The organism is Janthinobacterium sp. Ant5-2-1 (assembly GCF_001445815.1).
Lineage (GTDB): Bacteria > Pseudomonadota > Gammaproteobacteria > Burkholderiales > Burkholderiaceae_D > Janthinobacterium > Janthinobacterium lividum_E.
Genome location: NZ_LNCE01000010.1, coordinates 40,046 through 64,209 on the forward strand (window position 1 = coordinate 40,046; position 24,164 = coordinate 64,209).

Annotated in this window: 26 protein-coding genes; 11 read left to right on the plus strand and 15 right to left on the minus strand. The window is 61.4% G+C overall.

Annotated features, from left to right (window positions below):
• Positions 1-3 precede the first annotated feature (3 nt).
• Positions 4-183, minus strand: a complete 180-nt coding sequence (locus tag ASN89_RS02900) for a hypothetical protein (protein ID WP_034746290.1) — start codon at positions 181-183, stop codon at positions 4-6.
• Positions 184-399: 216 nt separating this feature from the next.
• Between ASN89_RS02900 and ASN89_RS28900 the strand changes: the two genes are divergently transcribed.
• The gene (locus tag ASN89_RS28900) at positions 400-537 is read left to right on the plus strand and encodes a hypothetical protein (RefSeq protein ID WP_157808830.1); all 138 of its coding nucleotides are present in this window, start codon (positions 400-402) and stop codon (positions 535-537) included.
• A gap of 222 nt (positions 538-759) precedes the next feature.
• Here ASN89_RS28900 and ASN89_RS02910 read toward each other — a convergent pair whose 3' ends face one another.
• The 4 genes from ASN89_RS02910 to ASN89_RS02925 form a co-directional block, all read right to left on the minus strand.
• Entirely contained in the window at positions 760-1,266 is a 507-nt protein-coding gene (locus ASN89_RS02910) for a GNAT family N-acetyltransferase (protein ID WP_058048207.1), read from the minus strand.
• Complete coding sequence (locus ASN89_RS02915; protein WP_058048208.1) at positions 1,263-2,207, minus strand: DMT family transporter; 945 nt, start codon at positions 2,205-2,207, stop codon at positions 1,263-1,265. The genes ASN89_RS02910 and ASN89_RS02915 overlap by 4 nt, the downstream gene beginning before the upstream one ends.
• Positions 2,208-2,525: 318 nt before the next feature.
• Positions 2,526-2,975 (minus strand): glycine zipper 2TM domain-containing protein, encoded by a 450-nt coding sequence (locus tag ASN89_RS02920; protein ID WP_046684332.1) that lies wholly within the window; start codon positions 2,973-2,975, stop codon positions 2,526-2,528.
• 137 nt (positions 2,976-3,112) lie between these two features.
• Complete coding sequence (locus tag ASN89_RS02925; RefSeq protein WP_046684331.1) at positions 3,113-3,541, minus strand: DUF962 domain-containing protein; 429 nt, start codon at positions 3,539-3,541, stop codon at positions 3,113-3,115.
• Positions 3,542-3,638: 97 nt separating this feature from the next.
• On the opposite strand from ASN89_RS02925, the gene ASN89_RS02930 reads away from it, so the two are divergent.
• Positions 3,639-4,163: a DNA-deoxyinosine glycosylase gene (locus ASN89_RS02930; protein WP_058048209.1), complete on the plus strand. Its 525-nt coding sequence runs from the start codon at positions 3,639-3,641 to the stop codon at positions 4,161-4,163.
• A gap of 3 nt (positions 4,164-4,166) precedes the next feature.
• Here ASN89_RS02930 and ASN89_RS02935 read toward each other — a convergent pair whose 3' ends face one another.
• The gene (locus tag ASN89_RS02935) at positions 4,167-5,375 is read right to left on the minus strand and encodes a hypothetical protein (RefSeq protein WP_058048353.1); all 1,209 of its coding nucleotides are present in this window, start codon (positions 5,373-5,375) and stop codon (positions 4,167-4,169) included.
• Between the two features lie 102 nt (positions 5,376-5,477).
• Positions 5,478-6,344 carry an HDOD domain-containing protein gene (locus ASN89_RS02940; RefSeq protein WP_058048210.1) on the minus strand — a complete coding sequence of 289 codons (867 nt, stop codon included), beginning with the start codon at positions 6,342-6,344 and terminating at the stop codon, positions 5,478-5,480.
• 289 nt (positions 6,345-6,633) lie between these two features.
• Between ASN89_RS02940 and ASN89_RS02945 the strand changes: the two genes are divergently transcribed.
• Complete coding sequence (locus ASN89_RS02945; protein WP_058048211.1) at positions 6,634-7,212, plus strand: DNA-3-methyladenine glycosylase; 579 nt, start codon at positions 6,634-6,636, stop codon at positions 7,210-7,212.
• Here the strand turns inward: ASN89_RS02945 and ASN89_RS02950 are convergent.
• Both ASN89_RS02950 and ASN89_RS02955 read right to left on the minus strand, forming a co-directional pair.
• Complete coding sequence (locus tag ASN89_RS02950; RefSeq protein ID WP_058048212.1) at positions 7,209-8,903, minus strand: methyl-accepting chemotaxis protein; 1,695 nt, start codon at positions 8,901-8,903, stop codon at positions 7,209-7,211. The two genes, ASN89_RS02945 and ASN89_RS02950, sit on opposite strands and share 4 nt — an antisense overlap.
• A gap of 68 nt (positions 8,904-8,971) precedes the next feature.
• Positions 8,972-9,430 carry a cache domain-containing protein gene (locus tag ASN89_RS02955; protein ID WP_034780434.1) on the minus strand — a complete coding sequence of 153 codons (459 nt, stop codon included), beginning with the start codon at positions 9,428-9,430 and terminating at the stop codon, positions 8,972-8,974.
• A 282-nt stretch (positions 9,431-9,712) separates the two neighbouring features.
• On the opposite strand from ASN89_RS02955, the gene ASN89_RS02960 reads away from it, so the two are divergent.
• The 5 genes from ASN89_RS02960 to ASN89_RS02980 all read left to right on the plus strand — a co-directional run bounded on the left by ASN89_RS02960 (position 9,713) and on the right by ASN89_RS02980 (position 15,439).
• Complete coding sequence (locus tag ASN89_RS02960; RefSeq protein ID WP_058048213.1) at positions 9,713-11,077, plus strand: KamA family radical SAM protein; 1,365 nt, start codon at positions 9,713-9,715, stop codon at positions 11,075-11,077.
• A gap of 2 nt (positions 11,078-11,079) precedes the next feature.
• Entirely contained in the window at positions 11,080-12,429 is a 1,350-nt protein-coding gene (locus tag ASN89_RS02965; protein ID WP_058048214.1) for an MFS transporter, read from the plus strand.
• Entirely contained in the window at positions 12,374-13,222 is an 849-nt protein-coding gene (locus tag ASN89_RS02970; protein ID WP_058048215.1) for a fumarylacetoacetate hydrolase family protein, read from the plus strand. Before ASN89_RS02965 ends, ASN89_RS02970 begins: the two co-directional genes overlap by 56 nt.
• Complete coding sequence (locus ASN89_RS02975) at positions 13,222-13,788, plus strand: carboxymuconolactone decarboxylase family protein (protein WP_058048216.1); 567 nt, start codon at positions 13,222-13,224, stop codon at positions 13,786-13,788. Before ASN89_RS02970 ends, ASN89_RS02975 begins: the two co-directional genes overlap by 1 nt.
• A gap of 94 nt (positions 13,789-13,882) precedes the next feature.
• Positions 13,883-15,439 carry a S1C family serine protease gene (locus ASN89_RS02980; RefSeq protein WP_235501832.1) on the plus strand — a complete coding sequence of 519 codons (1,557 nt, stop codon included), beginning with the start codon at positions 13,883-13,885 and terminating at the stop codon, positions 15,437-15,439.
• 53 nt (positions 15,440-15,492) lie between these two features.
• Here ASN89_RS02980 and ASN89_RS02985 read toward each other — a convergent pair whose 3' ends face one another.
• From ASN89_RS02985 to yjgA, 3 genes are all read right to left on the minus strand, one after another.
• A complete protein-coding gene (locus ASN89_RS02985) occupies positions 15,493-16,161 on the minus strand; it encodes an alpha/beta hydrolase (protein ID WP_058048218.1) in 669 nt (222 codons plus the stop codon).
• Positions 16,158-16,787, minus strand: a complete 630-nt coding sequence (gene mog, locus ASN89_RS02990) for a molybdopterin adenylyltransferase (RefSeq protein ID WP_058048219.1) — start codon at positions 16,785-16,787, stop codon at positions 16,158-16,160. The genes ASN89_RS02985 and mog overlap by 4 nt, the downstream gene beginning before the upstream one ends.
• A gap of 77 nt (positions 16,788-16,864) precedes the next feature.
• Positions 16,865-17,464, minus strand: a complete 600-nt coding sequence (gene yjgA / locus ASN89_RS02995; protein ID WP_034746337.1) for a ribosome biogenesis factor YjgA — start codon at positions 17,462-17,464, stop codon at positions 16,865-16,867.
• Between the two features lie 92 nt (positions 17,465-17,556).
• Between yjgA and pmbA the strand changes: the two genes are divergently transcribed.
• On the plus strand, positions 17,557-18,909 hold the full coding sequence (gene pmbA / locus ASN89_RS03000) for a metalloprotease PmbA (RefSeq protein WP_046684318.1): 1,353 nt from the start codon (positions 17,557-17,559) through the stop codon (positions 18,907-18,909).
• A 42-nt stretch (positions 18,910-18,951) separates the two neighbouring features.
• Here the strand turns inward: pmbA and ASN89_RS03005 are convergent, their stop codons facing one another.
• Together ASN89_RS03005 and ASN89_RS03010 are read right to left on the minus strand one after the other, a co-directional pair.
• Positions 18,952-20,094 (minus strand): cytochrome-c peroxidase, encoded by a 1,143-nt coding sequence (locus tag ASN89_RS03005; protein ID WP_235501833.1) that lies wholly within the window; start codon positions 20,092-20,094, stop codon positions 18,952-18,954.
• Positions 20,095-20,345: 251 nt separating this feature from the next.
• Entirely contained in the window at positions 20,346-21,470 is a 1,125-nt protein-coding gene (locus ASN89_RS03010; RefSeq protein WP_034746346.1) for a M14-type cytosolic carboxypeptidase, read from the minus strand.
• Positions 21,471-21,610: 140 nt separating this feature from the next.
• Here ASN89_RS03010 and ASN89_RS03015 point away from each other — a divergent pair, with 140 nt between their 5' ends.
• Entirely contained in the window at positions 21,611-21,865 is a 255-nt protein-coding gene (locus ASN89_RS03015) for a hypothetical protein (protein WP_046684316.1), read from the plus strand.
• A gap of 110 nt (positions 21,866-21,975) precedes the next feature.
• Here the strand turns inward: ASN89_RS03015 and paaX are convergent, their stop codons facing one another.
• Positions 21,976-22,905 carry a phenylacetic acid degradation operon negative regulatory protein PaaX gene (paaX, locus tag ASN89_RS03020; protein WP_058048220.1) on the minus strand — a complete coding sequence of 310 codons (930 nt, stop codon included), beginning with the start codon at positions 22,903-22,905 and terminating at the stop codon, positions 21,976-21,978.
• Between the two features lie 266 nt (positions 22,906-23,171).
• On the opposite strand from paaX, the gene paaA reads away from it, so the two are divergent.
• On the plus strand, positions 23,172-24,161 hold the full coding sequence (paaA, locus tag ASN89_RS03025) for a 1,2-phenylacetyl-CoA epoxidase subunit PaaA (protein WP_058048221.1): 990 nt from the start codon (positions 23,172-23,174) through the stop codon (positions 24,159-24,161).
• Positions 24,162-24,164: the final 3 nt, after the last annotated feature.

Below are 24,164 nucleotides of genomic sequence, written 5' to 3' on the forward strand. Positions count from 1 at the left end.
CGGTTACAGCGAGTGCAGTTTGGAGCGCACCGAGACGACGGCCTGGTGCAGGATGCGTTCGGCCTGGAAGTCGTTCTCGCGCTGTTCGGCGATGGCTTGCAAGTCGCGCGTGTAGCGCTCCAGGCGGGAGCGCAGATAGGCGCGGTAGATTTTCATGACGAGCGGTTTGGCAGAAACATTCATGATGTGGCTCCCAGATGCGTAACGATGCGTTCATTTTGTGTGAGCGGAATGCTGCCACTTTGTGCCATATCAAATGCCATGACCCCGTCAAATTGGTGCGTTTGACATTGCACAATGCTCCCAAGGCCGAAGATGCCACACTGAATTTTCCCTGCTCGCCTGATCATCATCAGCCGCGGGCCCCTGATTCCCTCAAGCATATTCAAGGAGCGTCGCATGGTCATTTTTGCCGTGGTTGCTGGCTGCATCGCCTGCCTGACAGTGTACCAAATCTATAGAAAATCGCAGGGTGGCAGTGGGGTTGCGCAACAACATATCGGCTTGCACGGCACATTGATTGAACCACGGAAATAATCAGTGTCATCCGAGCGACACCTGGTGACACTTGGTTAGCGGATTTAAGTCAAATGTAAGGCCCGGTAAGCAAATGTAAAGGTCTGCGCTATCGCAAGCGGCAGCGTTTATATTGATAACCGTTGATTGCATTCTCCCCCTCCCACTTGACAATGGGTTCTGCCCCGCGGTGCCGCTAGCCCGCGGGGATTTTTTTTGGAACTTACGCTTACAGTTCCCCCATCAGGCCGATGTCGGCGTGCCTGCCGATAATTGCGTCAAGGCATCGCCAGCGACGCGGCAGATGCGCCAGTCCGGCATCACGTCCGCGCCCATGCCCTTGTAGAAGTTGATCGCGTTTTCATTCCAGTCCAGCACCGACCATTCGAAGCGGCCGCAATCGCGTTCGACGGCCAGTTGCGCCAGCGCCACGAGCATCTGTTTGCCATAACCCTTGCCGCGCACCGATTGCTTCACGTACAGGTCTTCCAGGTACAGTCCCTTGCGGCACAGGAAGGTGGAAAAATTATGGAAGAACAGGGCGAAGGTCACGACTTCACCATTTTCCTCGCCGACCAGCGCTTCGCACGCGGGATGGGCGCCGAACAGGCTGTCGTGCAGCATGGATTCCCTGGCGATCATCATGTGTTCGAGTTTTTCAAACACGGCCAGTTCATGGATCATGCCGAAGATGGCGGCCACGTCGGATGCGGTCGCGGGACGAATGGCGAGGGAGGAAGAGGTGCTCATGTTGCCTTTGCTGATGGAGTGGTGGAAAGGGAAGCAATGGTATTCGTCTTGCGCGCGCCCGACGTCAGGGCCCAGGCCACGCTGGACAGGCACAGCACCATGCCCACCCATTCGATGGCGGCGGGGCGGTAGTGTTCGAACTGCACCGACAGCAGGACGGAAATGACGGGCGTGACGACGCCGATATACACGGTCTTTTGGGTGCCGATGCGGGCGATTAACGTGAAATAGGCGCTGAAGGCGATCACCGAACCGAAGATGGCCAGGTACACCAATCCCATCCAGTAACTGGGGCGGGTGGGCAATTGCCACGACTGCCCCGTGGCGATGGCCCAGGCGGTCACCATCAAGGTGCCCCACAGCATGGTCCAGGCCATGGTCAGCATCACGTTGCCGGAATGTTCGCGCACTTTCATGACGAGGGCATTGCCTGCCGTGCTCGACACGGTGGCCACTAGGGCCAGCATGAAACCGAGCAGGAAATGGCCATTGCCGCCACCCAGAATATCTTGCAGCGCCGCGCCGATGGACTGGTAAAACAGCAGCACGATACCGCAGATGGCGACGAATGCCGCGCAGCAGGTGCTCCAGGTGATCGGTGTGCCAAAGGCGATGCGGTTGAGCAATGGCGTCCAGAACACCATCAGCGCGAACAGTACGCTGACGAGGGCCGAGACCAGGTATTGCTCCGAGCTGTAGGTGCACACATAGCTGAGGGCAAACGAGGCCAGGCCTTGCAGCAGCATCCATTTTTGCGCGCGCCAGGGCAGGCGCAAGCGGTCGCCGCGCACGGCGCACCAGGCAAACAGGGTGGCGGACGCGAGGCCGAAACGGTAGACCACGGAAACGACGGGGGCGACATCGCCCAACTGCAAGGTGATGGCCCAGAAGGTGGAACCCCAGATCAGGCAGGCAATGATGAACAGGAGAGGAGAGGACATCGCGCAAGTATACGGGCATCGCGCGGGGATGGCGAGTGCGGTCGAGTTTGCTCAATATGTCGTCAGGAGACAGCCAGGATTGAGCCAGCGCAGTGCTTCTGGAAAATGTTGAATTTATGAAAATATTTACTTTATTATCAAGTAAATATTTTCCGGATTGCATCTTTGAAGGGGACCGCCATGCCAGCCTCACTGCAGATCAAAGTATGGAGCGTGCTTGTGTATGTGGTCGTGACGGCGGTGATTGCTATCTGGCTGCACCCTTCAGTCTTGCTCGCTGCCGGCGCATTCGGCTGAGCGCATGCGCCGGCAAGCGGATCAGTGCGTGACGCGGGTCTTGCGGCCGTCGGACAGCAGGCGCACGCGCTCGCCCGGGCGGAACAGTTCGTCCGCGTCTTGCACGATGGCGCGCATGTCGCCGTTGTCCAGGCGCACGGTGATTTCCAGGCCGGGCTTGTTCGAGGCATTCGCCTCGATGCTCTTGCCGGCCATGCCGCCCGCGACGGCGCCGAGGATGCTGGCTGCGATGGCGCCCTTGCCGCCACCGACTGCCGAGCCGGCCACGCCGCCCAGCGCCGCGCCGGCCAGCACGCCCGTGCCTGTTTCGCCCTTGTCGATGGTTACCTGACGCACGGATTCAACCGTACCCATGCGTACCGATTGTTCATTTTGCGCCTGGCGCGCATTGTAGACATTTGCCGAGTTCGGTTGTACGGCGCAGCCGGCCAGGGTGGCGAGCAATGCCACTGCAATAATTGGTGCTTTCATGTGGGACTCCCTTGGACAAAAGTTGGTTGCCGATTGCGTCGACCGGCAGATGATGACTTATCATAAGGACACTTGCCGCAGATAACTAGTTACGAATGGTAAAAATCTGTTACCAGCTACACGTAACCGCTTGCCGCTCAATACGCCAACCGCAGGCGCCGGTATAAAAATCCCAGCACGAACAACGGCCCCACCAGCAAAAAGCGCAAGTCGTCGAGGAACGACGGTTTCTTGCCTTCGATCTGGTGGCCGATGAACTGGCCTATCCAGGCCAGCACGAACAGCGCCAGCGACACGGGCAGGATGGTCAGCGCCGGCATGAGCAGCAACAGGCCCAGCATGGCGGCCAGCATCGCCAGCATGCCCGCCGCAAACGGGCGCGACAGCTTATAGTAATAGTATAAGGCCAGAATACTGCCGAGCAGCGCCACGCTGGGATGTACGCTCCACAGCAGCCCCAGCAAGCTGAAAACGATCAGCGGCACGCACACGATGTGTACCCATTCATTGACGTGGTTGCGGTGGCTTTCGCCATACTGGGCCAGCAGGGTGTCGATGGTGCGCATGGGCGGTCTCGTGTGTGGGGGAAAGGTTGTGCGGGAATTCTACACCGTCGCGTGGCCGGGTAAAATGGCCCTTCGTTTTTCCTTCCGGACATCTCATTTGAATAGCCCAGCCTTCCTGCCAGACGCTGCCGCCGACCCGCGCAAGCGCTGTTTCGATCCCGTCGTCGACGCCGGCACGCGCTTGCTGATACTGGGCAGCCTGCCCGGCGAAAAATCGCTGGCACACAGCCAGTACTATGCGCATCCGCAAAACAAGTTCTGGATGCTGCTGGGCGAGGTGCTGGGTGTGGATTTGAAGAGCCAGCCCTATGAGGAACGTCTGGCGACCTTGCTGGCGCACGGCGTGGGCTTGTGGGACGTGGTGGCGCAGGCGCAGCGCACGGGCAGTCTGGACAGCAATATCCGCGACCGCGACGATAACGACCTGGTGGCCCTGGCCGCCAGCCTGCCGCGGCTGCAGACGATCGCCTTCAATGGCGGCACGGCCGCGAAGCTGGGCATCAAGGTGCTGGGCGAACACGCCCAGCGCTACCGCATCGTCAGCTTGCCGTCGAGCAGCCCGGCTTACACGCTCGCGTATGGCGCCAAGTTGCTGCAATGGAAAACACTACAGCCCTTGTAAAGCTTACGCCGGCGCGTACGGCTGCGCTTCCAGCGGCTGTCCCTTGGCATCGAATTTCAGCGCCACGGACAATTGCGTCACGCCGATGGTGGCCAGCGCGTCGCAGATGTCGTCGACTTCGTCCTGCAGGTCGGCGGCCAGGTCCAACGGCTTGTCGGCGCTGTGCAGCAGTTCGCCGGCCGCCGTGCTGACGTTGACGCGCAGCAGCATTTCGCCATGTTCATCGGCCGGGCCGACGACTACCGAGACGTCGGCCGCGTCCACCTTGTTTTCCGCCAATGCATGGTTGATGCCGGACATCATCTGCAGCATCGCGTACTCGCTCATGCCTTGTTCCTTGCCGCCGTGGAACAGATCCTGGTAGAGGAAGCTCACTTCCAGGGCGCTGCCGGCTGGCGCCAGGCAACGTTTGACGAGCTCGCCTACTTCCGTCGTCCACTGCTGGTAGCGGGCCATGCGCGCGTCGAACCAGGCGTCAAGCGCCGCTTCGTCCTTCGGTTCCGCATAGAACGGGTCGTCCACGCGTTTCAAGGCAAAGCCCAGCAGGAAGCGCAGTTCGACGGCCGTGTCCTGCGGGCCGAAAGCCGTCTCGCTCCAGCCGACGATGCTGTTTTCCAGGCCCGGCGTGGCGACGATCTTCTTGTCCGTCATCGAGCTATAGGCATCGCGCACCATCTCGTGCAGGTGGCTGTAGGTGATGCGGTCGATTTCGTCGAGGTCGTAGGCATGGCTCATCAGGACCACCTTGGCCTTGGCGCTTTCCAGTTCTGCCTGCTGGAAACTTTTTACCAGCGCTTCGAACGCGTCCTGGTCCTGGAAGCTGTCCGCTTCCTTCAGGCCGCCCGTGCTTTGCACCAGCAGGGGTACGACGAAGGCGTTGATTTCCATGGCCGGCGCATTCTCGCGGCGGATCACGGAAATGGAGGCCGCTTCCTCGATATGGCTGCGCAGGTACTGGTAGGCGCCCACGTCTTCGTATTTCGAACGCTCGATGGCGTCGTACAGGATTTCATCCTTCTTTTGATTCAAGGCCTTGCGGATCAGGCGGCCGAACTCGACGGCTTGCTCGGCCAGCACCGTGCCCTGCGATTCGCTGTCTTCCTGCTCCGCCAGGTTCAGGGCCATCGTGCATAGCATGCGCGTGACGGACTCGTCCTTGTCTTCTGGCGTGTTGGCGGATTTACGGGGGACAGGGCGCTTATTTTTGGGCATGGCGATCAATTGGTTATCAGGGTAAAAGTCAGGCGAACGGGCGTCGAGGCTGCTTGCCTCACGCCGGGCGAATGATACAGGGGGACGCAGCCGCCCCGTACCTCAATGGTCGGTATCGAACATCTCGTGCAATTCGTCGAGCAGGTCGGCGGCTTCTTCCTGCGACAGGCCGAGATGCTGGCAGGCAAGTTCGCCGCCCTTGTCCCACTCGAGCGAAGTACTGTTGCCATGGTAGCGCTGAATGCCCTTTTCGGCCAGCAAGGACAGGGCGACGAGCGAGCGGATGGCGTCGTCCGTGGACGGGTCCGCCAGCACCGTGTAGTCGTGGTGGTGCAAAATTGCCCAGGAGACATCGGAGGACAGGCCCCAGTTGCGCGCCAGCAAGCAGCCGATGGCCGCGTGGTTGGTCTGGTGGCGCGCGTCCTCCAGTGTCGTAAAGCAATTCTGCGCATCGTTGGCCGCCGCCGCATACGTGTTGACGTAGTCGGGAAAACGGTTCATCAGCAGGGGCACGCCGATATCGCAGAACAGGCCGAAGGTGTGGGCGATGTCGGGCGGGGCGATGCGCAGCTTGCGCGAGGTAAATACCAAGGCGCGTGCGCGCTTGGCCGATACATCCCAGAAGTTCGTCAGTTCCACTCCTTCCGCTTCCAGCGCCTGGCGTGCCAGCAAGCCCGTCATCATGGCGCTGCACTGGTTGATGCCAAGAAAGTTGATACCTTGCTCAACGGACTTGGCCTTGCGCGCGGCGCCATAGAACGGCGAGTTGGCCAGTTTCAGCAAAGCGCCGGACATGCCGACATCGTCGGCGATGATGCGCGCGATGCGGCGCGGCGACGGGTCCTGTTCCGCCAGTTCGCGCTGCAAGTCGACCAGCAGGCTGGGACGCGGCGGGATACGGATGGAACGCATCAAGGCGTCAACCGGATCTTCCTGCACTACCTGCTTTTGCGCTGCCGCTCTCATCATCACGCTTTCATCATCATTTTTGTGCCCGGTGCTTATTCTGTGCGCGCTGCCGCTGCCCGCCTCATGAGCGTCTGGCGCAGTGCCCGACGATTATCGCTGTTTATGCATGGCAATAGTTCATCTCTGCAATATATTGTCGCAAAAATCCCTGTTTTGGCCTGCTCCAGCCCCGATTTTCCTCATTTTACGACGCTGCCCATGAAGATGTTCATGATGAAAAGAGCAAGTTTTATTTGTTTTCAAGGCCGGGCAAGGTGTGCGGCGGGATGCACGGCGGTACAATTGCCGGATGAAAAAAATCCTCGCGGGTATCGATTTTGCGGACGATTCCAGCAGCGTGGCGCGCCAGCTGATCGGCGTGACCGTGCTGGTCGACGGCGTGGGCGGGCGCATCGTGGAAACGGAAGCGTATGACCGGCTCGACCCTGCCTCGCACACGTATGGCGGCATGACGTCGCGCAATGCGGCCATGTTCGGTCCGCCCGCGCACGCCTATGTCTACCGTTCGTACGGCATCCACTGGTGCCTGAACTTTGTGTGCCGCGAAGCGGGCCATGGCGCGGGCGTGCTGATCCGCGCGATCGAGCCGCTCGTGGGACTCGATGCCATGCGCGAACGGCGCGGCGTCGAAGATGCGCGGCTGCTGTGCTCGGGGCCGGGCAAGGTGTGCCAGGCGCTCGGTGTCACGCATATGCATAACCGGCTGGCGCTCGATGCGCCGCCATTCATGCTGCTGGCGCGCGAGGAAGAGGTGATGGTGCACGCAGGCCCGCGCATCGGTATTTCCAAGGCGATGGACACGCCGTGGCGCTTCGTGCTGGCTGGTTCGCGCTACCTGAGCAAGCCGATGCGCATGCCAACTGCCTAGCTGCGCCGGCGCTGTGGCGCCGTGTTTGCGCCGTGCAAGCCGGGCATGCCGCGCAGCGGGCTGTGCAGTGCGCGCCGCTCCTGCTGCGCACTGGCCGGATGCCGGAACGCTTCCTCGTCAGGCGATGCGGGCTGCGCGGGCGCCAGCGGGCCGAGGGTAAACACGGCCACGGCCGCCGACAATTTGACGGCCTGGTCCTGCAAACTGGCAGCCGCCGCCGCTGCCTGCTCCACCAGGGCCGCATTTTGCTGGGTGACGTCATCCATTTGCGTGACGGCCTGATTTACTTCCGTGATACCCGACGCCTGCTCCGCGCTGGCCTCTTTCACGCGCTGGATGATTTCATTGACTTGCTGCACCGAGGCCACGATGGCGCCCATGCTGTCGCCCGCTTTCTGCACAGCCACGCTGCCGCCATCGATGGTCGTGACCGAGGTGGCGATCAAGGTCTTGATTTCCCTGGCGGCCTGGGCCGAACGCTGCGCCAGGGTGCGCACTTCGGACGCCACGACGGCAAAGCCGCGGCCTTGCTCGCCCGCGCGCGCCGCTTCCACCGCCGCATTCAGCGCAAGGATATTGGTCTGGAAAGAAATGCCATCGATCACGCCGATAATATCCACGATCTGGCGCGAATTGGCGCGTATCGTCGCCATCGTCGTTACCGCCTGCTGCATCGACATGCCCCCTTGCACGGCCAGGGTGGAGGCTTGCCCCGCCAGCTCGCAAGCCAGCTGGGCGTTGTCGGCATTGTCATTGACGGCTTGCGTCAGCGCTTCCATGGCGCTCGACGTTTCTTCCAGCGAACTGGCCTGCATTTCCGTGCGCGCCGACAAATCCAGATTACCGGTGGCAATTTCCCGCGAGGCCGTGTCGATCGATTGCACGGCGTCCATGATGGTGCGCAAGGTCTGGTTCAGGTGGGCGATGGTCTGGTCCAGCACGCGCGAGGTGGCGGCGATTTCGTCATTGCCCTGCTTGGGCGCGCCGGCTGTCAGCTTGCCCGCCGCCAGGTCTTGCACGGCGTCGGCGATGCCGCGGATCTCCGCCAGCATGGCGCGGCGTACCAGCATGGTCACGACGATGGAAACGAGAATCGATAGCAGCACCGTCAGCAGCAAGCTCCAGCCGAGGCTGCGAAACTCGGCGCTGGCCGTCGCATGGGCTTCGTTGCTGAGGGTTGTTTCCAGGGCAGACAGCTGCGTCAGCTGCGTATTGAACTGGACGAATTGGGTTTCCGCCTTGAGCATGGAATTGGTGGCGATCGACTGGTCCATCTGCGCCATTTCCATGGTTTCCAGCACGGCCTTGCGATAGCCGGCCAGGGCCGTGATGGCCGCATCGACGAGGGTGCGCTCGGCGCCCGTGGCCGTGGTACGCAGCGTGGCCAGCTGAGTGCCGATGGTCGCATGGCGCGCCTTGATCTGTTGCTCCAGCGTATCGAGGCGGGCCTTGGCGAAGCTGCCATTCGTCCACGACAGCAATTGGTACATATTGCCGTGCACCTGCCTGGCCTCGCCTAGTACGTCGGCAGCCGCCTTCAAATGCGTGATGCGTACCCGCACCATGTTTTCCAGCGAGGCATTTTGCCGCACCATGCCATACCAGGCGCCGCTCGAGCTGAGTATCAGCAGCAGCAAGACCAGGGTGGGCGCCAGCAATAATTTTGGTCCGATGCGTAATTGATTGAGCATACTTGACTCCTGGCTATGGCTGTTCCAACCGCAGGCGGCGCGTGGTGTGCGTGCGCGCCGCCCCTGTCTTATTTTTTGTAGATGCCCGCTTCCAACACCACATCGTTGACGCGCAGGATGTAGGTGGTCTTCGGCTCGATCTTGCCGCTGGTGGGATTCTTATACTGGTAGTCGACCCAGCCCTTGCCTTGCTTTTGCGCCAGTTCGATGATTTCACGGCGATATTTCTTGCCATTCGCATCGGGTACGTCCGTCAGATCCTTGCCCACGATGGAAGGATTGATGGGGTGGGCCAGCACGATGCCCGTCTTGATGTCGCGCATGTCGACATACAGCGAACCCTGCACGAAGTCGGGGTCTTTCGCCGTGATTTTCTTCATCATTTCTTCCTTGCCATGCGCCTTCATGAAGGCAGCGCCCCGTTCGGCCATGGCGATGGCGTCCTTTTCCGTTGGTTCGACCGCGGCGCTGACGCTGCCGCCGGCAAATGCCAAGCACAGCAGGCTACCCGTGAATAAGCGTTTCATGAAAGCTCCTTGTGATATCGAGGGATGTGTTACCAAGTCGTAATTTACGTCGCCGAAGTCCGCCTCAGATTGCGATGGAACAAACTAAAGTGTTGCTTGTAGGCAGCTTGCAACGTATCGACGGCTTGTTGATATGCAGCAATTTGGTTCTGCACGGCAAGAACTATGATGACTTTCACAGCATGCCGAGGTGGTCTCGCATGCGGGAGAAAAAGGCTGGGATTGGCCGATATGGGGCCAATTTCATGAAAGTTATCGCTATTTACAGGCAAGGAGCCGATCGTGTCCGCACTCATTACCGAGCCGTTTTCACCCAAGTTCAAGCCGTACACACGGCAAACCATTCAGCAGGCGCGGCAGTGGGAATGGCTGCCGGAAGAGCAGCGCGAAGCCGTGCAGGTGGTGTCGCACGTCTTGCCGTTTCGCACCAATGAATATGTGCTCGATCAGCTGATCGACTGGAACAATATCCCTGACGATCCCATCTACCGCCTCGTCTTTCCCCACCGCGACATGCTGCCGCCCGAGCAGTACGCGCACTTGCGCGACCTGGTGCTGGTCAAGCAGGACAAGGCGGCCATCGACGCCTATGTGCATGGCTTGCGCTTGGGCATGAATCCCCATCCTGCCGGCCAGATGACGCATAACGTGCCGCGAGTCAACGATGCGCCCGTGCGCGGCTTGCAGCATAAATATGCGCAAACGGTGCTGTTCTTCCCCAGCGCGGGCCAGACCTGCCACGCGTATTGCACTTTCTGTTTCCGCTGGCCCCAGTTCGTCGGCATGGACGACATGAAGTTCGATGCGCGCGAGTCGCATGAGCTGGCAGCCTATCTGAAACTGCATCCGGATGTGACGGACGTGCTGATCACGGGCGGCGACCCGATGATCATGAACACGCGGCAACTGGCCGCCTACCTGGAGCCGCTGCTGGCGCCGGGCCTGGAACACATCCAGAACATTCGCATCGGCACCAAGGCAGTGGCGTACTGGCCGCAGCGCTTTGTTTCCGACCGCGATGCGGATGACTTGATGCGCCTGTTCGAGCGCATCGTCAAGGCGGGCAAGAACCTGGCCGTGATGGGCCATTACAGCCATGCCGTCGAGTTGCGCCAGGACATCGCCCAGCAAGCTGTGAAACGCATCGTCTCCACGGGCGCCACCTTGCGCATGCAGGGGCCGCTGATCCGCCACATCAATGAAGATCCGGCGAGTTGGGCCGAGCTGTGGCAGACGGGCACGCGCTTGGGGGCGATTCCGTATTACATGTTCGTCGAACGGGACACGGGTCCGCGCGGCTATTTCGAGTTGCCTTTGGCAAAGGCGCACGAGATTTTCCAGGCCGCTTACCAGATGGTGTCCGGCCTGTCGCGCACGGTGCGTGGGCCTTCCATGAGCGCCTTCCCCGGCAAGGTCGTCATCGACGGCATCGTCACCATCCATGGTGAAAAGCTGTTTGCCCTGCAATTTTTGCAGGCGCGCAACCCGGACTGGGTGCGCCGGCCGTTTTATGCGAAATTCGATGCGGAAGCGACGTGGCTGGACGATTTGAAGCCCGCGTTCGGCCACGACAAGTTTTTCTTTGAGACGGATGAACCCGTCCCTCAGGTGCCGCATAAAATCATCCGCCTGGCACAGGCCGCCTGAGCATGCACGGCGCCGGCGCTTCTTCCCGCTCCGGCGTGGCCGTGTTTTGCCTGGTGTTCCTGCCGTTCGCGCTCGGGCATTATCTGTCGTGCCTGCTGCGCGGCGTCAATGCCGTGCTGACGGCCGAGCTGCTGGCTTCCATCGCCCTCACGCCAGCCCAGCTGGGCCTGCTCACCAGCGCCTTTTTTCTCGCTTTTGCGCTGGTGCAACTACCGATCGGCATGGCGCTCGACCGCTACGGCCCCCGTACGGTGCAACTGTGGCTGCTGGCGCTGGCGGCCCTGGGCGTGTGGCTGTTCAGCCGGGGCCACAGCTTTGCCGAGCTGATGTGGGCACGCGCCTTGATGGGGGCGGGCCTGGGTGGCTGTTTCATGGCCGCCGTGAAAGCGGTCTCGTGCGCCATCGCCCCATCGCGCCTGCCTTCCGTGCATGGCTATCTGATCGCCGTGGGCGGCCTGGGCGCGGCTACGGCCACCATGCCCGTCAAACTGGCTCTGCACTACACGGATTGGCGCGGCGTGTTCCTGGGCTTGGCGCTGGCGGCGCTGGCCATCGGGCTGCTGATCCGCCTGCTGTCGCCAGCCATGCCCGCGCCTGCCGCTGGCACGAGCAAGGTTAGCAAGGTCAGCGTCTGGAGCGTGTACCGCGATCCCGCTTTTCGCCGCACCATCGCACTGATCCTGCTGCCGCACACGGTGTTCTTTGGCGTGCAAGGCTTGTGGATAGGCCGCTGGCTGGCCGACGTGGGCGGCTTGTCCGACGACAACGTCGCGTATTTGTTGTACCTGGGCATGGCGGCCGTCATCTTCGGCGCCATCGGCATGGGCATGCTGACGGAATGGGCCGGGCGGCGTGCGATTGAACCGATGCAAGTGGCGGGCGCCGGCATCGTCCTGTTTGTCGCCGTGCAAGTGGCGATGGCGTGCAATGTGGTGCCCAGCCTGCCTTTGCTGTCCGTGCTGTTTACCTTGCTGGGCACGGTGACGGGGCTCGAGTATGCAATCGTCGCGCAAAGCATGCCGGCCAGCCTGACGGGCAGGGCGGCCACCTGCCTGAATTTGCTCATTTTCACGGGCGCCTTCCTGGTGCAGGCGGGCTTTGGCCTGATCCTCGGCTGCTGGCCCCTGAACAGCCAGCAGCAGTATCCGCCGCAGGCCTATCAGGCAGCGTTCGGCGTGCTGGCGGCCTTGCAACTGCCGGGGCTTGCGATGTTTTTCATTGACCGCTACAGGCGTGCCGGGCCATCCGGTAAAATGGCAGCCTGCACAGCGGCAATGATCAACTCCAAGGAAGACTATGAAACTCGTTCGTTATGGACGTCCAGGCAAGGAAAAACCGGGCCTGATCGATGAAGAAGGCAAACTGCGCGACCTGTCCGGCGTGATTGCCGATATTGACGGCGCACAACTGTCCGACAAGGCCTTGCGCAAGCTGGCCAAGCTCGATGAAAAGACGCTGCCCCTCGTGCGCGGCAACCCACGCTTCGGCGTGCCGCTGGCGAAAGTCGGCAAGTTCATCGGCATTGGCCTCAATTACGCGGATCACGCGGCCGAATCCGGCATGGCTATCCCCGCCGAACCCATCGTGTTCATGAAGGCCATCACTTGCCTGAATGGCCCGGACGACAATGTCGTGTTGCCAAAAGGCTCCAAGAAGACGGATTGGGAAGTGGAGCTGGGCGTGATCATCGGCACGCGTGCGCAATACGTGAGCGAAGAGGACGCCTTGAAATATGTGGCTGGCTATTGCGTCGTCAACGACGTTTCCGAGCGCTCGTTCCAGCTGGAGCGGGGCGGCCAGTGGGACAAGGGCAAGGGCTGTGACACCTTCGGTCCTGTCGGCCCGTGGCTGGTGACGCGCGATGAAGTCATCGACGAGCAGGATCTGGACCTGTACCTGGAAGTGAACGGCAAGCGCATGCAGACGGGTAATACGCAAACCATGATCTTCACGGTGGCGCAGATCGTCAGCTATTTGTCGCAATTCATGACCCTGGAACCGGGCGACGTCATCGCCACAGGCACGCCGCCGGGCGTGGGCCAGGGCCGCAAGCCGCAGCGTTTCCTGAAAAAAGGCGACAGCATGCGCCTGGGTATCGCCGGCCTGGGCGAGCAGCAGCAGGACGTGGTCGCCTGGACCGCCTGATGGCCGGTAGCGATCTCGACCGCTTGCCCCCGTTGCCGCTGGACCAGCTCGACCCGCAGCAGCGCGCGGCCGCGCAAGCCATCATCGACGGCCCGCGCGGGGCGCTGTACGGCCCTTTCGTGCCGCTGATCCGCAGCCCCGAGCTGATGGAAACGGCGCAGCGCATGGGGGAATATTTGCGCTACCGCAGCGCCATCGGCACGCGGCTGTCGGAACTGGCGATCCTGGTGACGGCGCGCCAGTGGGACCAGCAAGTCGAGTGGGCCATCCACGCGCCGCTGGCCGTGCAGAACGGCATCGCGCAAGCGGCCGTGGACGCCATTGCTGAACGGCGCTTGCCGCCTGCCCTGAAAGACGATGAGCAAGCCGTGCATGATTTCTGCATCGAGCTGCAGCAAAACAAGCGGATCAGCGACGCCACGTATGCGCGGGCGCTGGCGCTGTTCGGCGAGCACGGCGTGGTGGACTTGATGGGTATCAATGGCTACTACACCTTCCTGGCCATGGTGATGAATGGGGCGCAGACGGCCGTGCCGGCCTTGGGTGTGACGCCCTTGCCTGCCTGATTAGAGGAGTTCTTCGGCAAAGATGGACAAAGTGTAATGAAGTTGCAATTATTCAATATATAATTTTACTTCCCTTCCATTGCCAACAAGCTCAATGAAAACTCGTCCGTGCTCCACCCTGATGGGCCGCGCCTTCCTGGCGCTGGCCCTTTCTTTTTGCCCCTTGATGACGGTGCGTGCGCTTGCCGCCGAGACGGCCGCCAGCGCCAGCGCTTCCGCCCTGGAAAACTCCGTCGTCAAGGTGTTTTCCACCCTGCGCGGGCCCGATCCGTACAAGCCGTGGAGCAAGGCTGCGCCGCAGGAGGTGACGGGTTCCGGCGTCGTCATCGAAGGCCGCCGCATCCTCACCAATGCGCACGTGGTCGGCTATGCCAGCCAGGTGCAGATCCAGGCCAACGGCGCTGGCGACAAGATACCGGCGACCGTGCTGGCCATTTCGCGCGGCATGGACCTGGCCTTGCTGAAAATCGATGACGACAGTTTTTTCGCCAGCCACAAGGCGGTGCCCCGCGCCAACGTCATGCCGGACGTGCGCGATGCCGTGCTGGCGTATGGCTATCCGACGGGCGGCACTTCTCTGTCGATCACCAAGGGCATCGTCTCGCGCATCGAATTCGTGCGCTACAACTTTCCCGTCTCCGGCCTGCGCATCCAGATCGATGCGGCCATCAATCCGGGCAATAGCGGCGGCCCCGTGATCGCTGGCGACAAGATGATCGGCCTGGCCTTTGCGGGCATGCTCAATGCGCAAAACATCGGCTACATCATCCCCAACGAGGAAATCGAGCTGTTCCTGCGCGACCAGGAAAGTGGCGCGCCCAAGGGCAAGCCGGCCATGCGCGACGTGACGCAAACGTTGGAAAATCCCGCGTTGCGCACCTATCTGAAGCTGGCCAAGGGTGTCGAGGGCGCTGTCGTGATGACGCCGGCCAGCAAGGATGCGGCCTACCCGCTCAAGGAGTGGGATGTCATCACGCATATTGGCGATTTTCCCATCGACAACCAGGGCATGGTCAAGCTGAATGCCAACAGCCGTGTGCGCTTCCAGTACCGGGTGCAGCAGCTGGCGAAAGATGGCGAATTGCCGCTGACGGTGGTGCGCCAGGGCGCGTCCCTGAAAATCAAGGTGCCCGTCTCGGCGGCGCATCCGATGCTCATTGGCGGCCTGCAGGGCAATTACCCATCCTATTTCATCTTCGGCCCGATGGTGTTTTCGCGCGCCACCACGGAATTCATGGCGGCGCCGAATGGCAATCCGGCAATCTTGGGCGGCATGGCGTTTGCCGGCAATCCGCTGGCCACGCGACGCGGCGATGCGCCCGATAGCGAGCGCGAAGAGTTGGTGGTGATCGCCGCGCCGTTCTTCCCGCACAAGCTGATGAATGGCTACAGTACCCGTTTCTTCTCGGTCGTCGATTCCGTCAACGGCGTGCGCGTGCGCAGCCTGGCGCACCTGGTGGCCTTGCTGCGCGACCAGACGGATGAACTGCTGACGTTCCGCTTCCAGCAGCGCGATGCGGAAATGGTCGTCGTGCCCCGCAAGGACATGCTGGCGGCGACGGAATCGGTGCTGACGGACAACGGCATCCGCTCGGAAGCGTCGCCCGACATGCTGAAAATCTGGAATGAAAAAACGCCGGCGAGCAACTAGCTCCCGGCGTTTCGCAAGACAGCAGGCGCGGCGCACACCGCGCCTGTTTTATTTTAGGCCAGCACTTTTTTCAGCCACGCGCCGATGGCGTCGATTTCTTCCTGGCACAGCGAGTGCTGCATCATGTACTCGTGCCACTCCACCTTGTAACCCATGCCGGTGAGCAAGTCACGCGACTGCTGTGCGCGGGCGACCGGCACCACGGGGTCGGCCGTGCCGTGCGCCATGAAGATCGGCGTTTCCAGGCTTGCCGGGGTGCGCTCGGCCGCCGTCTTGTCGGCCAGGGGCAGATAGCCGGACAGGCACATCAGACCGGCCAGCGGTTCCGCATGGCGCAAGCCCGTTTGCAAGGTCATGGCGCAGCCTTGCGAGAAACCTGCCAGGATGATGCGGCTGGCTGGAATGCCGCGCGCCTTTTCGCGCGCGATCAGCGCTTCGATCTGCGCCTGCGAGGCGCGCAAGCCGCCTTCATCTTCGCGGCGCACGAGGTCGCTCACGAGGATGTCGTACCAGGCGCGCATCACATAGCCGTTGTTGATGGTGACGGGCATGGTGCCGGCGCTGGGGAAGATGAAGCGGATGGCGGGGCAGCCGCGCAAATCAAGTTCTTTCACCAGGGGCACGAAGTCGTTGCCGTCGGCGCCCAGGCCGTGCATCCAGATGATGGAGACGGTGGGATTCGGTGCGCTGTCGAGTTCTATGGTTTCCAGCAAGTTGCTCATGTGTTTTCCTCAGGTAGGGGTTGCGCCGGACGCAGCGCCGATTTGGGACGGAAGGCCTTGCAGATGGCCGGATCGGTTTCCATGTAGGGGCCACCGATGAGGTCGATGCAATACGGTACGGCGGCAAAGATACCGTTCACCAGTTGCACGCCAGCGGCGTCTTTCAAGCCTTCCAGTGTTTCCTTGATGGCTTTCGGCTGGCCCGGCAAGTTCATGATCAGGGCGGCGCGCTCGGGCGTTTCGCGGATCACGGCCACCTGGCGCGACAGGATCGCCGTCGGCACGAATTGCAGGCTGATCTGGCGCATCTGTTCGCCGAAACCGGGCATTTCCTTGGTCCCGACGGACAAGGTGGCGTCCGGCGTCACGTCGCGCCGCGCCGGCCCCGTGCCGCCCGTCGTCAGTATCAGATGGCAGTGGCTCAGGTCGACCATGTCGATCAGGGTGTTTTCAATTTGCGAACGCTCGTCCGGGATCAAACGCTTTTCCAGGCGGAAAGGCGTGCGGATGGCGGCGGACAGCCAGCTTTCCAGGGCCGGGATGCCCAGGTCTTCATATACGCCGCCGCTGGCGCGGTCCGAGATCGACACGAGGCCGATAATCAATTCGTCTTCTATCGTGGTCATGGGGCACCTGTCTATGTCGTAAAAAAACCGGGTTGATCCCGGTTTTTCGTCAATGCTGGGGTCAGACCCCAGTTTTTTTACTCGTCGTCTTCGCCTTCAACGTCATCTTCGTCGGCATCTTTCTTGCCGCCGTTTTTCTTCTTGGCGATCTCTTTCAAGATCTGGAAGATTTCGCGGTAGGCTTTTGGCGGCTTGTTCTCGGCTTGCTCCTTGCGGGCATTGCGGATCAGGGTGCGCAGGTGCTGCACGTCCAGCTCCGGGTTTTCCGACAGCAAGACGGTCAATGCCTTGTCGTCCGTCAACAGCTTGTCGCGGCGGCGTTCCATCGCGTGCATATTGGCCGTGTCGGCTTTCGACAAGCCTTTCCAGCTATCGATGGTGCGTTGGATGGCGGCAACTTCTTCCTCATCCAGGGTGCGCATCTTCTTGCCCACGTATTGCAGCTGGCGGCGGCGGCCTTCGTGGTCCTTGATTTGCTGGCATTCGAGAATGGCGTCGCGCACGTCTTCCGGCATCGGGACGCGCTTGACGCGGTCACGTGCCTCATTGACGAGTTCTTCGCCCAGCTTTTGCAGGACGGTCATCTGGCGCTTGAGTTCCGACTTCGAAGGACGTTCATATTCCTGTTCGAATTCGGTCGATTGGAAGCCGCAAGCTCCCCGGTTTGGATTTGGCATGATAAGGCGGGATTGGCCGCGTAGGCCGCACCTGTAAACTGTAAACGACTGCTATGATAACCTTTTTAGCGGCTTTCCGAAGAAAACAGCGCATGAACGACTCCGTATTTACCCATAGTCAAGAGCAATTGCAGCAACTGGCCCGTGATGTGTTGTCTTTTGCGCGGGAAGCGGGCGGTACCGACGCTGCCGTCGAAGTCAGCGAAGGCGGTGGCCTGTCCGTTTCTGTACGAAAAGGCAAGATCGAGACGATCGAGCAAAACAAGGACAAGGGCATGGGCGTCACCGTGTTTGTCGGCAAGAAGCGCGGCAATGCCAGCACCTCCGACTTTTCGCCGTCCGCCCTGCGCGCCACGGTGGACGCCGCCTACAACATCGCCCGTTTCACGGCCGAGGACGATTGCGCCGGCCTGGCCGACGCCGACATGCTGGAAATGTCCCCCCGCGACTTGCAACTGTTCTATCCCTGGCTCATTTCGACCGAGGAAGCCGTCGTACTGGCCCAGCGGGCCGAAGCGGCCGCGTTCGCCGTCGACCCGCGCATCACCAACAGCGAGGGCGCCAGCGTGCACGTGCAGCAATCGCACTTCGTTTCCGCCAATTCGCGCGGCTTCATCGGCGGCTACCCGTTTTCGCGCCACACCCTGTCCGTGGCGCCCATCGCCGGCAAGGGGGCCAAGATGCAGCGCGACGACTGGTATTCATCCGTGCGCGACGCCGCCAAGATGTCGAGCCCGGAAGCCATCGGCCGCTACGCCGCCGAACGCGCCCTGTCGCGCCTGAATGCGCGCAAACTGGGCACGCGCACTTGCCCCGTGCTGTTCGAGGCGCCGCTGGCGGCCGGTTTGCTGGGGACCTATGTGCAAGCGACCTCGGGCGGCGCCCTGTACCGCAAGTCCACGTTCCTGAACGATTCCCTGGGCACGCAAGTGCTGCCCTCGCACGTGCAGATCTTCGAAGACCCGCACGTGATCGGTGGCGTCGGTTCGGCGCCGTTCGATGAAGAGGGCGTGAAAACCGTCAGTCGCGACGTCGTCAAGGATGGCGTGGTGCAAGGCTATTTCCTGTCGACTTACACGGCCCGCAAGCTGGGCATGCAAACGACGGGCAACGCGGGCGGCTCGCACAATCTGTACCTGACTTCGAAGCTGACGGCCGCCACCGACGATTTTGTTGTCATGCTGAAAAAGCTTGGCACGGGCTTGCTGGTGACGGAACTGATGGGACAAGGAACGAACTACGTGACGGGCGACTATTCGCGCGGCGCGTCCGGTTTCTGGGTGGAAAATGGCGTAATTCAATACCCGGTGGAAGAAATCACCATCGCCGGCAACATGAAGGACATGCTGCGCAACATCGTGGCCGTGGGCGCCGACGCCTTGCGCCGTGGCACCAAAGAGACGGGTTCCATCCTCATCGAGAGCATGGTGGTGGCGGGCGGCTGAGCTGTTGCCTGTCAACCGCGGCAACGCCGGGCAGGCGCCTCTTTACTGCTGGACCTGATAGCCATCCGTCAGGGTAGCCAGGAATTTCACCATATCCTCGATCTCGCCCGCCGTCAGCGCGGGCGCCATGCCACGCTTGCGGTCGAACGGCGCTTCGCTGACGTTCACGTTGGCGCGATACCTGGCGGGTACGTCATTGAATTTCTGCACTTTTCCCCGCTTGTCGCGCGGATACCATTCTTGCGGATGGGTATCGCGCCGCACATAGAAACGCAGGGCATCCGTCAGGTTGTCGAATACGCCGTTGTGGAAAAACACCTGCCGCGTTGCCACATTGCGCAGGCTGGGTACCTTGAAGGCGCCGCATAACTCGCCTTTCGTCGTCAGGTCCGTGCGGTCGGGGCCGCACAAGCCCAGGTCGAAATAGGCGGGGTCGGCCGTGGCGGGAATGCGCGTATTGCGCGGCACGCCCAGATTGTCGAAGCTGAAGTCCGTAAACAAGGGCGGCGCGCCCTGTTCGCCACGCACGCTGGGGTGGCAAGCGGCGCAATTGCCCTTGCGTTCATCGTTGAACAGGGCCAGGCCCCGCAGTTCGGCCAGCTCCAGCGGAACTTTGTTGGCCATGTAGAGGTCATATTTGGAATCGTAGCGGTGGAAGTCCGGTTCTTCCTGTTGGAATTGCTGCAAGGCATAGGTGATGCGCTTGAATGCCTGTTGTGGCTGCGCAAAGATGGCATCGCCAAAGACGCGCTGGAATGCTTGCGCGTAACTGCCCTTGCGCAGCCGTTCCACCACCGCATCCGTGCTGGCATTGGCCATTTCGTGCGCTGCCAGGAATGGCCGCTCCGCCTGTTCTGCCAGGCTGGCGGCGCGGCCGTCGCGGTTGATGCCGCCGTTGGGTGCGCCTTCCTCATCAAAGCGGAAGGGCGGAGTGTGTTCGAGGTAGCGCAGCGATGGCGTGGCGCGGTAGCCGTGCGCCTGGCCATCGACACCCCCCAGTTGCACGGCCAGCTTGTTGCCAGGTGCATAGGCGTGGGCCGGGTCGTGGCAGCTGGCGCACGACTGCTTGCCCGAGGCGGACAGGCTGGCATCGTGGAAGATGCGCTTCCCCAGCTGTGCGGCAGGGCTGAGTTCGGCCGCCGTGCCTGACATGCCATGCAAGCTGGCAAACAAGAATATGCACACGTGTGCAAATTTGCTGCTGAAAAAGCGCGCCACGGCGCATGGCTGGTCTCGAGTGGTCATAGGCAGGATGAGTTGTCGGCAAGAAGGAGGACAGAAGTGCTGGGGCCAGTATAGGCAGCAATGGGCGGTGTGGCAACGATTTACGATGTTGCGCTGCGCAAGAAAGTGGCAGGAAAATAGCCGGCGGCAGGGGCGCCGCCGGCCTGGCCTGACCCGTCACAGTATGTGTGGCGGGCCAGTATCTCGCGGGATCAGGCGCGCAAGGTCGACAGGATAGGTTGCAGCACGGCCGCGCCCAGGGCGGCGCTGCGTGCGCCGCTCCAGCCCGTTTGCGGGTCGGGATCGTTGGCATTGTCCTTGAACGGCAGTTCCAGGGTCAGCGACAGGCAACCGAAGGCGTGGGTGATGTGGGGCGAGCCCATGGTCAGCACTTCCGGCGTGAACGGGCCGTCTTCGTAGCCATGCTCATCCTGGAAGTCGGGGCTGGCCACCTTGAAGTCGGCGATGAAGCGGTCTTGCTCGGCTTTTTGTGCTGGCGTGAAATTTTCCAGCGCGTCGCTTCCGGCCACGAAGACGTAAGGCAAGCCTTCGTCGCCATGCACGTCGAGGAACAGGTCGCAGCCGATTTCATGCATTTTCTGTTTCACCAGGAACACTTCCGGGCTGCGCTCCATCGTCGGCGTCATCCATTCGCGGTTAAGGTTGGCGCCGGCCGCGTTGGTACGCAGGTTGCCATGCACGGAACCGTCCGGGTTCATGTTCGGCACCACGTAGAAGACGGCGTCCTGCAGGCACTGGCGGGCAAACGGATTGGCCTGGTCCAGCAAGGCTTCCAGCATGCCTTCGACAAACCATTCAGCCATCGTTTCGCCCGGATGCTGGCGCGCGATGACCCAGACTTTTTTCTCCGCATCGGCGTCGCCGACCACCAGCAGATTCATGTCGCGGCCTTCCACGGTGCTGCCCAGGTCGATCAGGCGCACCAGCGGGGACGCTTGCGCGCTGTCGATCAGGGCCAGGTGGCGGTCCCATGGATACGGCTCGAAGTAGGCGTAGTACACGCTTTCTTCTTCCGGCGTATGTTCGATGGTCATCACCGTGCCGTCAAAGCTGGTCGGCACGCGGAACCAGGTTTCGCGGTCGTAGCTGGCGACGGCCTGGTAATCTTTCCAGCCGTCCGGGTAGGCCGACTTGCCTGCGTTCATGAAGCGGATCGTGCACGCTTCGCCTTGCGCACCTTGCAGGCGGAAGTAAAACCACTGCGTGATGTCGGCGTGGGAATCCTTGCGGATGTTCAGCTCGATGGATTGGGCATCGTCGGCGCGCAGCACCTCGATCGCGCCGGCGTCGAATTGCTGGCTGATTTTAATGGTCATGTGTGTTCCTGATAAAAACGTATGGGTTTTGCATCGTGTGCAATGGCGCGATGATACCCGTTTTAGCCGCGCCTTTGTGCTGGCGCAAACGACGACGGACGTGCTTTGCTAACGTGGAAGTTCCAACACGGGAGAGCATCATGGACGATAACGGCAACCACATACGCGAGCTGGAAAAGAAAGTCAGCGCCCTCAGCGACGCCCTGGCGCACCTGGGCAAGGGCACGACCTTGCAGGAATTGCTGCGCATCCTGCGTTTCCCCGGCTATACCACGCCGGCCGAATTCACCTTCAACGTCGCCATCCTCGACACCATGCTGGTGCAGGCCAACGCGCTGGAAAAGCTGGGGCAGGATTTATTGGCGGGCGCGAAACAGGTGGTGGTAAAGCAGTGAGCAGGCAGTGACTTATTCCTGAACGCCTGAAAAATGTTCAGGGCAAGGCGCAGGGTCGCAGGCAGTACGAACGTACGCCCAGGCCCTGCAACGCCGCCATGGACGTTTTGTCAGGTGTTCAGGCCGCCGAAACGTTCGTAGAACCACGGCTCGACATCCGGCGCCTGCGCATCCTCGCGCCGCAATGTCGCCAGGATATGTTCCTCGGCCGCAGCATACGTGATGCGATACAGGTCACGCGCCAGCGCATAGGCTTGCGTGCCGGGCCACGGTTCGGGCAGCAGTTCGACGGGCAGTTGCGGGTCGTGCAATTGCACGCGGCGGTAGGCGTGCGTCAGCAGCGAGCGAATGACGAATGCCTGCTCCGCGTCGAACACGGGTTCTTCCTGCAGCAGGGTCAGCAGGGGCTGGAAGCTGGCGATGAATTTTTCGTAGCCGGCCATCACTTCCGACAAGTCCCAGCAGTCGCCCACCATGTCGCGCAGGGGGCGCGTGCTCACGCCCGGCAATTCCGTGGTGTGGCAGACGTACAGCTTGCCCTGCACCTCGTTGCGCACGAGGATATCTTCCAGCGCTTCCGCATTGCTGGCCGGGTGGCCAAAGATGCCGGGAGAGATCAAGCCATAGCCGGCCCATAATAATTCCTTGCGCAGCGCCCCCCGCTCGGCCGCGCCGATGCTGCCGGCCGGCCCGATCACCAGGGTCCAGCTGCCATCCCAATGCACAACCAGCGGCGCATAGATGCGGCGGTAGGCGCGTTCGAAGCGGGCCAGCGCCTCCGGGCGTATCGTATAGGCGCTGCGGCGGCCATCGCGCTGCGAGCTGAGCCAGCCTTCCTGCGCCAGGCGGAACACGCTGGTGCGCAATAGCCGGTCATTGACGCCGAATGGCGCCAGCAGTTCGATCAGGCTGCCCAGCCAGATGGCGCCGCCGCGCGGCACGATAGCGTCGCCAAAGATGGTCATCACCAGGGACTTCGAGCGCGGTGGGTCGCTTTCCAGGAAATCGGCTATCCATGCCGTGCAACGGGTGTTCTTCATGTGGTTCCGGTCTGGCCGTGTTGCGGTCGAATCAATAAAAGCAGCAGTTTACTTGGCTGCGCGGGTAGCGCGGCAATAATTTGCCGGAAGCGCTGGTGGCGCCTCATGGTGTTTTCTCATAAGCAATATCATACGCACAAAAAAGCGGCACAAGATACGATTTTTTAAAATGATTCATATCAAGTGTATGCAAATCGTTTTTTGTATCGTATTATTGCTTCATCGCGCTGCGCTGCTGCGCAACATCAAGACATGGGAGACACATCATGTACGCACAAATGGTTGAAACCGGCCTCAAGAACGTCCGTTCCCTCGACGATATGGGCCAGGAAGAGCGCGCTTTCCAGGCGCGCATCGACGAAGGCATCAAGATCGAGGCCAAGGACTGGATGCCGGATGCCTACCGCAAGACCCTGATTCGCCAGATTTCGCAGCACGCGCACTCGGAAATCGTCGGCCAATTGCCCGAAGGTAACTGGGTCACGCGCGCACCGACCCTGAAACGCAAATCCATCCTGCTGGCGAAGATCCAGGACGAAGCAGGCCACGGCCTGTACCTGTATAGCGCCGCAGAAACCCTGGGCGTGTCGCGCGACGACTTGCTGGCTGCCTTGCACTCGGGCAAAGCCAAGTATTCCAGCATCTTCAACTATCCCACCCTGTCGTGGGCCGACATGGGCGCCATCGGCTGGCTCGTCGACGGTTCCGCCATCATCAACCAGATTCCCCTGTGCCGCTGCTCGTATGGGCCGTATGCGCGCGCCATGATTCGCGTGTGCAAGGAAGAGTCGTTCCATGCGCGCCAGGGCTACGACATCATGATGTCGCTGTGCAAGGGCACGCCCGCGCAAAAAGCCATGGCGCAAGATGCCTTGAACCGCTGGTGGTGGCCTTCCTTGATGATGTTCGGCCCGTCCGACGCCGCCTCCGTCAACAGCGCCCAATCGGCGCAATGGCGCATCAAGCTGTTCTCGAACGATGAATTGCGCCAGCGCATGGTCGACCAGACCGTGCCGCAGATCGAATACCTGGGCCTGACCGTACCCGATCCCGACCTGAAGTTCAATGCGGAAACGGGCCACTATGAATTCGGCGAGATCGACTGGTCCGAGTTCAACAATGTCCTGAAGGGCAATGGCCCGTGCAACCGCGAACGCCTGCAAACGCGCGTCAAAGCGTATGAAGACGGCGCATGGTTCCGCGATGCCTTGGTCGCGTATGCAGACAAGCAAGCTGCTAACAAAGCGGCAGCGTAAATA